Source organism: Sulfurimonas sp. (assembly GCF_014859695.1).
In the GTDB taxonomy this organism is placed as follows: Bacteria; Campylobacterota; Campylobacteria; order Campylobacterales; family Sulfurimonadaceae; genus Sulfurimonas.
On the sequence record NZ_JACUTS010000080.1, the window covers coordinates 1 to 7,766 of the forward strand.

At 39.9% G+C, this 7,766-nt stretch carries 8 protein-coding genes and 2 tRNA genes; 3 read left to right on the forward strand and 7 right to left on the reverse strand.

Translation table 11 applies throughout. The features are described from left to right. Nucleotides 1–77: 77 nt before the first annotated feature. A tRNA-Met gene (locus tag IBX42_RS10410) sits at nt 78–154 on the forward strand. 24 nt (nt 155–178) lie between these two features. Then, nucleotides 179–253 (forward strand) — tRNA-Asn (locus IBX42_RS10415). 62 nt (nt 254–315) lie between these two features. Here the strand turns inward: IBX42_RS10415 and IBX42_RS10420 are convergent. Genes IBX42_RS10420 through IBX42_RS10435 form a run of 4 tightly spaced genes read right to left on the reverse strand, consistent with a single transcriptional unit; the run spans nt 316 to nt 3,459 of the window. Beyond that, nucleotides 316–933, reverse strand: coding sequence for an arylesterase (locus IBX42_RS10420; protein ID WP_294932656.1), 618 nt, complete (start codon nt 931–933; stop codon nt 316–318). Between the two features lie 19 nt (nt 934–952). Then, the gene (locus IBX42_RS10425; protein ID WP_294932658.1) at nt 953–1,396 is read right to left on the reverse strand and encodes a hypothetical protein; all 444 of its coding nucleotides are present in this window, start codon (nt 1,394–1,396) and stop codon (nt 953–955) included. Nucleotides 1,397–1,428: 32 nt separating this feature from the next. Further along, nucleotides 1,429–2,145 carry a tRNA pseudouridine(65) synthase TruC gene (gene truC, locus IBX42_RS10430; protein ID WP_294932660.1) on the reverse strand — a complete coding sequence of 239 codons (717 nt, stop codon included), beginning with the start codon at nt 2,143–2,145 and terminating at the stop codon, nt 1,429–1,431. A gap of 6 nt (nt 2,146–2,151) precedes the next feature. Beyond that, nucleotides 2,152–3,459 (reverse strand): DEAD/DEAH box helicase, encoded by a 1,308-nt coding sequence (locus IBX42_RS10435; RefSeq protein WP_294932662.1) that lies wholly within the window; start codon nt 3,457–3,459, stop codon nt 2,152–2,154. Nucleotides 3,460–3,720: 261 nt separating this feature from the next. On the opposite strand from IBX42_RS10435, the gene IBX42_RS10440 reads away from it, so the two are divergent. Beyond that, on the forward strand, nt 3,721–4,266 hold the full coding sequence (locus IBX42_RS10440) for a DUF2062 domain-containing protein (RefSeq protein WP_294932664.1): 546 nt from the start codon (nt 3,721–3,723) through the stop codon (nt 4,264–4,266). Here the strand turns inward: IBX42_RS10440 and lgt are convergent. Genes lgt through hemN form a run of 3 tightly spaced genes read right to left on the reverse strand, consistent with a single transcriptional unit; the run spans nt 4,256 to nt 7,733 of the window. Then, on the reverse strand, nt 4,256–5,074 hold the full coding sequence (gene lgt / locus IBX42_RS10445; RefSeq protein ID WP_294932670.1) for a prolipoprotein diacylglyceryl transferase: 819 nt from the start codon (nt 5,072–5,074) through the stop codon (nt 4,256–4,258). The two genes, IBX42_RS10440 and lgt, sit on opposite strands and share 11 nt — an antisense overlap. 5 nt (nt 5,075–5,079) lie before the next feature. Continuing rightward, nucleotides 5,080–6,363 carry a (Fe-S)-binding protein gene (locus IBX42_RS10450; protein WP_294932666.1) on the reverse strand — a complete coding sequence of 428 codons (1,284 nt, stop codon included), beginning with the start codon at nt 6,361–6,363 and terminating at the stop codon, nt 5,080–5,082. A gap of 2 nt (nt 6,364–6,365) precedes the next feature. Beyond that, entirely contained in the window at nt 6,366–7,733 is a 1,368-nt protein-coding gene (hemN, locus tag IBX42_RS10455) for an oxygen-independent coproporphyrinogen III oxidase (protein WP_294932668.1), read from the reverse strand. Between the last annotated feature and the right edge of the window lie 33 nt (nt 7,734–7,766).

Consider the following 7,766-nt stretch of genomic DNA (forward strand, 5'->3'; position numbering starts at 1 on the left):
CTAACTTTTTGATGACTTTTTGCCTATCTTAGGTTGTTTAAAGTTTTAAAAAAGTATAATTCTGCCTCTTAAAAGATGTCAGGGTAGCTCAGCTGGTTAGAGCACTGGTCTCATAAGCCGGGGGTCGGGGGTTCAAGTCCCCCCTCTGACACCACTTTTTTAAGAATTTTTCAAATATTCCGGATTAGCTCAGCGGTAGAGTAGGTGACTGTTAATCACTTGGCCACTGGTTCGAATCCAGTATCCGGAGCCACCTCTTTTTAAACCCATAAAATATGAACTTTCAGAACTTAACAAACTTCAAATTTAAATATATTAATTGATTATTTTTAGATGTTTTACAAGGGCATCTACCATAATCTCATACCCTTTTTCATTTGGATGAATATAGTCAAGTTTAAACTCTCTCTTAGATAGTACTTCAGATAGAACATTATCTTCAAAAAATACCTCTGTCTGCTCAGCGACTTCAACGTAGATGGAGCGTGTATTAAATCCTAGCAGACCGAAGTTTGGAACTCCTACAAGCAGAACCTTTGCTCCGCTTGCTTTTATGGTCTCTATCATCTGGGTAAGGTTGGCTTTTAACTTCTCTTCTGGTTGTTTTTGGATAATGTCGTTGCCGCCGTGGCAGAGTATAACCAAGTCTGGTTTTTTCTCTAAAAGCTTAGGAAGCCTCTTTAGTCCCTCGGATGACTCTTCTCCGGAAATGCCTCCGTTTATAACACGAACGCCTGTTCTTTTTTGAAGCTGTGCGGGGTAACTGGCTTTCTCTGCAACACCGAAGCCGTAGGTAATGCTGTCGCCAAAGGCAAGTATAGTTGAGTGGCTGTTTAGTTCGATGCGCGACGAGTTGCCCTCTCTCTCTTTTGTAATAGTCATAAATAGTATAATAGCGATAAGAGCAACAGTTATAAGTTTTATTTTATTCATTTAACTGTCTATAAAATAGTTACGCGCTAAACATCATTTTTGCCAAAACTACTATACATAATCCTAAGACCAAAACTACTTTATGAAAATGCTCCTGCATGAACTGAGGTTTTTTGCGACCAGTAAATTTAATAAAAAGATTAAACAGCACACCCGCAGCGATGATCAATGCCAAAACTATTTTAATGACTAGAAGTTTTTGCATATCTGTCTCAAAAAAACCTGCATTTGAGTTGATATACTTTGACATCATCATGCCGCCTGTTAAAACTATAATAAGCAACGAAATAGGGAAAATTTTGAAGCTTTTAGAGCCTAACGTCTGGTTGATCTTCTGATCTGTCTCTTTGCCAAACTTGTTTTTAAGTGCTGAAATCATAAATACGTCGGTAAAAACATAGCCCAAAAATATGATTGCCAAAACTAGATGAATTATGTGTGCGTATGGATAGACTGCTTCCATGGTTGCTCCTGTGTAAAATTAGTGCAATTATATCAAAGATGCCAGTTGAAAAACTTGCATATTGAGTTAAAACTCTCATCTAAAGGTGCTTTAATAATGAGCGTCTCGCCAGTGCATGGATGTTTAATCTGAAGCTCACTTGCATGTAGAAGCATTCTGTAGCAGTTAAACGCTTCTCGTATTAGCTTGTTATGTTCGCCTCTTCCGTACTTTGTATCGCCCAAGATATGGTGTGAAATGTGTTTCATATGGCGGCGGAGCTGGTGTTTTCTTCCGGTTTGCGGCTCTAGGCTTACAAGAGAGTATCTGGTTTTATCATACTTTCCTACCGCGTAGGGAATCTCAACCGTTGCAACTCTTGTGTAGTGGGTTGTTGCATCTTGAGCCTCTTTGTCATCAAAACTGTCTTTGTCTGCAATTTTATCAAGTTTCACGCTTAGGGCATGCTCGATTACTCCGCTCTCTTCTATATAACCGCGGACAACTGCCAGATAACTTTTTTTGGTCTCTCTTGCGCGAAACTGCTCACCCATAAGCTTTGCACTCTCTTTATCAAGTGCGAAAAGAAGAACTCCAGATGTCGGCTTGTCTAAACGATGAACAGGGTAGACAAACTCTCCAATCTGATCTCGAAGAATCTGCACCGCAAACTCTGTCTCATGTCTGTCAATGGGGGAGCGATGAACCAAAAGACCGGGTGGCTTATTTATCGCCACTAGATACTCATCTCTGTACAAAATTTCTAACAACAGTGATTAACCGCGCTTTGTTGTTTTTCTTTTTTTTGTAGTTACCGGCTTTTTATATGTTTCGCCTTTTTCACTCTTTTGGGCTTTTTGAGGTTTTTTGTAAGGTTTTTTAGCTCTTTTTATCTCTACTTTTTTATGTTCGCTCTTGAGTTTTATCTCATCTTCATCTTTTCTACGAATAGTCGGGTCGGGTTCAAAACCCTCAACCGTCTCTTGTGGTATTTTCATCCCTATAAGCTTTTCAATAGCTTTCATATCATACTTTTCATAGATATCGATTAGACTTATTGCCATTCCTTCTCGCCCTGCACGACCCGTTCGCCCTACTCTATGCACGTAATCCTCAGGGATTGAAGGAAGTTCATAGTTTATGACAAAAGGCAACTCTTCTATATCCAGACCTCTTGAAGCTATGTCTGTTGCGACAAGGACCTTGATTTTACCCTCTTTAAAATCATTTAGAGTTTTTAGGCGGTTTGCCTGTGTTTTATCGCCATGTATGATGCCGCACTTAAGACCGTCTTTTTTAAGCTCGATTACAAGCTCATCCGCACTCGCTTTTGTTCTTGTAAAAACGAGTACCTGCCTAAAGTTCCTCGAACCGATTATATAAGCCAAAAGCTGGGCTTTTTTGTCCGTGTCAACTAAATAGGCAACCTGATTTATGGTATCAACGGTAGAGTTTTTCTTTGAAGCCTCTATAAAAGTAGGTTTTGTAAGAAGAAGTTTTGAGAGTTTTCTTACCTTGTCGCTGTAGGTGGCTGAGAAAAGAAGCGTTTGATGTCTCTTTGGCAGAAGCGGATGAATTGTCCTTATCTCTTTTACAAAACCCATATCAAGCATTCTATCGGCCTCATCAAGGACAAAAATCTCTACATGCGAGAGGTTTAAACCCTTCCCTATATGCTCGATGATTCTGCCGGGTGTTGCAATTATGATATCAACTCCCTCTTTTAAGAGTCTCTGCTGCAACTCCAAATCTTTTCCGCCGACTAAAACGGCAATATTTAGCGGCATATATTTTGCAAAATTTTGCAAATCATCATAAATCTGAAGAGACAACTCTCTGGTTGGAGATAAAATAATTCCTCTCAGTACTCTGTTTTCATCAGCAGATGTTTTTCTGAGTCTTTGAAGCATACCAAGACCGAATGCGGCAGTTTTTCCGGTTCCCGTCTGAGCTGTTGCAAAAACATCGCTTTTTGCCAAAATCAACGGGATTGCTTTTGTTTGTATTGTTGTAGGTTTTTCATAGCCCAAATCTTTTATGGCGCTAAGAAGCTGCTTTATAACTCCCAGTTTTTCGAATGACATAGCTTACCTACTTTCATATTAATAACGCAATTTTAACATATTATCTGATGTTACGCATTAAAACAAGCAAATGCGGTTTTCACGAAGTGAAAATGTTTCTTTAGAAAACGAACTTGTCCGTTTTAATGGCAGGGACTAAAGTCCCTACAACCCCCTAAAGCTACCCCTATCTCTCAGATAGGGGAGAAAAATTGATACTCTACTAAAAAAAATAAGTTTTTTATGGCTATAATCACCACACATTTCAAAATGGCATAAATTATGATTAGAAAAACCTTTAAAAATTTAAGTGCAAATGAAAAATTAAAAACTTTTATTCAAAAATATAATGTTCCCATAGAGTACCTCTCGGCAAATAGAAAAATGGTCTCAAAAGCAGTTTTTATTGGACTGTTTATAGCATTCATACCCATGCCGATGCAGATGCTTGCGGTTGTGGCATTTATTCCTTTTACAAGGTTTAATGTGCCTATCGCTCTTGCGATGTGTTGGATAAGCAATCCCTTTACGATGCCTTTTATGTACTACGCTGAGTATTTGACGGGAAGTTTTTTTCTTGGCATGGAGACTACGGATGTAGAGCTTACCGTTGAGTGGTTTGCCCAAAATATTGGAAATATTTTTATTCCCCTTTATGTGGGAACTGCTTTTTACTCCATATCCATCTCTTCTTTGGCTTACTATCTTGTAAATCACCTATGGAGAAGTTCGATTAGAAAAGATCAAGATTCACGCAAAAACGGTATTTTCAGAAGAAATAAAAGCCAAGAGAACGATGCGCCTAGGGATGAAGAGCCTAAATCCTAACGCTTCTTTTTTTAAAATAGACCCATGCAACAACACCTACTAAACTCATAGCCAGACTCATGACCTGTCCCTGCGTTATGGAGTTACAGCAGACATACCCTATCTGCTCATCCGGCGCACGCCAGATCTCTGCGATAGCGCGAAACAATCCATAGCTGACACCATAAACCAAAATAAGCTCTCCGCTGTAGCTCTGAAATCTTCTGTAGATATAAACGACTGCAAAAACACCAAACCCTTCTAAAATCGCCTCATAAAGCTGTGAAGGATGGCGCAAAACACCATCAACCAAAATGCCCCACGGCATATCGGTTTCGCGTCCTATTAGCTCTTTGTTTAGGAAGTTTCCTATACGCCCAAATACAAATGCAAGTGGTACGCTTATTGCGACCAAGTCCATTATCTTGCCCATCTTTATCTTATGCTTTTTGGAGTAGAGATATGTTGCTAGTAAAAAACCAAGCACGGCACCATGGTAGCTCATACCTCTTATACCGACAAATTCGCCATCTACAAATGGGTTAAATATCTGCCATGGATTAGAGAGATAGTAGAGTGTTTGAGGATCGTAAAAGAGGATGTAGCCAAGCCTTGCGCCCAGAATAACGCCAATCTCTACATAGATAAAATAGAGGTCAATGCCTTTTGTACCAAAATCAATATTATCTTTTTTGATAAAATATTTTCCGATGTAAAGAGCACTCAAGAGCGCTAAAACGTACATAATCCCATACCAGTGCACGGGAATGACGAATAGATGAAATGCTACGGGATCAAACGTCTCATATATATTGTTCCAAGCAGACATCTCCACTAGTTTCTCAATGCCTCGGCAATAAGCTCTATGGGGTTTTTAAAGATTTGCGGAGCATCCACGTAGCCCATGGAAGCGTTTATCTGCATACGACATGCGCTGCACTCCGAACTAACCACATCAGCCCCTGTTTTTTTAATCATATCGGCTTTTGGGATTCCTGCTGCTTTTGCAAAATGGTACTTCTCGCTCTGCATAGTCACGCCGCCAAATCCGCAGCATGTATTTGAATCGCTCATCTCAACAATATCGTAGTTTTTACTTATAAGTGCTCTAGGTTCCATATGGATTCCCTGCATCTTTTTTGCATGGCACGGATCGTGATAGGTCACTATTTTTGGGTCTTTTTTCTTGGATGCGAGTATCTTGCTAAGCTCGGTATGTTTTTCAAGCCATTCGGTCGCCATAAAGATTTTCTCCCTCAGCGCAACCGCCCTTGCCTTCCACTCCGGCTGATCATAGAAATAGTGCTCGTAGTCAATTTTGAGCATCGCCGAACATGTCGCTTCAGGGATGATAATCGCCTCAACATCTTTGCTAAAACTCTCAAAATACTCTATATTGAATTTCGCATTATAATCGACCGTGTAGAAATCTCCCGTAAAATAGGCAGGTGCCCCGCAGCACTTCTGGTCTTTTGCTAAAAATGCGTCAATTTCTAAATGCTCCAAAATTTCCAAAAGCGAATTACCGACATTTACATAATTGTAGTTGCCAAGACACCCTATAAAAACAGCCACTTTTCTTTTGCCGCCGTTGTCTATGTTCTCTTTATGGGAGTTTAGAAACGACACTTTTTTAAGACTAGGAAGCACTCTGTCGGCTTTTAGCATAGGCAGATTAAAGCGCGAGGTCATAGAGTCCTTGTTTGCCTGAATCTTAAACGAACATGTCTGAAATACCCAGCCTAGCTTAAATGCCAAGTCATTGAGCCAGCGGTGGCGAAGAAGCAAAAAGAAAGCTCTTTTGTACCATGCTATGCCAAATTTTTTGCCTATATCTGCACGTACCTGCTCTATAACCATATCAGTAGGAAGTGATTTCGGGCACACCTCAACGCATGCGGTACATAAAAAACAGCTCTCAAAAATGGCTTTTGCATTTTCATCTAGCTCTAGATTGCCTCTTTGGTACGCTCCTAAAAGGTCTAAAAATCCCCTTGGAGAAGTAACCTCATCTGCGTTTACGTTGTGAATTGTACAGACGGGGATACATTTTCCGCACTTTATGCATTCATCGGTTGTAGCGCCAAAGTTAAAAATTTCCTGCGCGGTTTTGTCCATTGCTATACCGTTTTAGAGAATGTTTTAGAACTAGCCGCATGTTTTTTCATGTAGGCATCAAAAGGCATTGCAATATTTCTTATAAGAAGTGTTCCCGTCTCGCTGCACTTTATAAAATCATCATCTATGCTCAGAAGTTCATCCTCTTCAAAAGGCTTAAGCGCTTCTACGGCATCTGCAAAATACTCTTTAAAATTAATATTAAACAGCTTCTCGAATCGTTTTATATCAAGCTTGAAGTTACTCATAAGCTCCATGATTACAAATTGTCTGATTTGGTCATCATCGCTCAAGACAACACCGCGCTCAAACGGGAGTTTGAGAGCGTCAATAGCCTCTTCATAATCTCTCATCTCTTTAAAGTTTTGTGCGTAATAATCGACTCCTTCACCTATAGAGGTGAGTCCTACCCCTATCAAATCCGCGCCGCCTTTTGTAGTGTAGCCTTGGAAGTTTCTGTGAAGTTCGCCTTTTTTTATCGCTTTAAAGAGATCATCTTCAGGTTTTGCAAAGTGATCCATTCCTATCATTTTGTAGCCGTTTGATGTTAAAAAATCAATAGTGTACTGCATGATTTGAAGCTTCTCATCAGGCAGAGGAAGCGTCGTCTCATCAATCTTTCGCATTGTCTTTTTCATCCAAGGAACATGCGCATAGTTAAAGACCGCAAATCTATCCGGATCCAGTGTAATAGCAAGAGCGAGGGTCTCTTTAAAAGTCTCTAGTGACTGAAAAGGGAGCCCGTAAATGAGATCCACGTTGACAGATACCATGTTGTACTTTCTAGCCAAATCCATCGCATATTTCGTGATGTCATAGGGCTGAACACGGTGCACCGCAATCTGAACTTTTTCATTAAAATCTTGAATACCGAAGCTTACGCGGTTAAAACCGTTATCGCTTAAAACCCTCATCTGATCCTCATCAATATGACGCGGGTCTATCTCACAGCTAACCTCTGCATCATCTACAAAGTTAGGGAAAAAAGAGCGTATCTCTTTGATAACCTCATCAAGCTGCGCCGCGCTGAAAAATGTAGGTGTTCCGCCGCCAAAATGCATCTGAATCACACTACGAGAGCAGTCTAGATGTGAAGAGAGTATCTTTAGCTCTCTTTTGAGATAGTCCATATAACGGAGCATCTTGTCCTCTTTGGACGTAAATACAACATTACAGCCGCAAAAATAACATGCATTTTTACAAAAAGGAAGGTGAAAATATAAACTAAGAGGACGAGAAGAATCTTGAGATTTTAACTTCTGAATATACTCATCATAACCAAAAGAGTCATTAAACTCCAGCGCTGTAGGATAACTGGTATAACGAGGTCCCGGTTTTGAATACTTTGTAAATTTTGCAAAATCTAGCATATTTGTCCTTATGTAGCTTGTTTATATTTTATA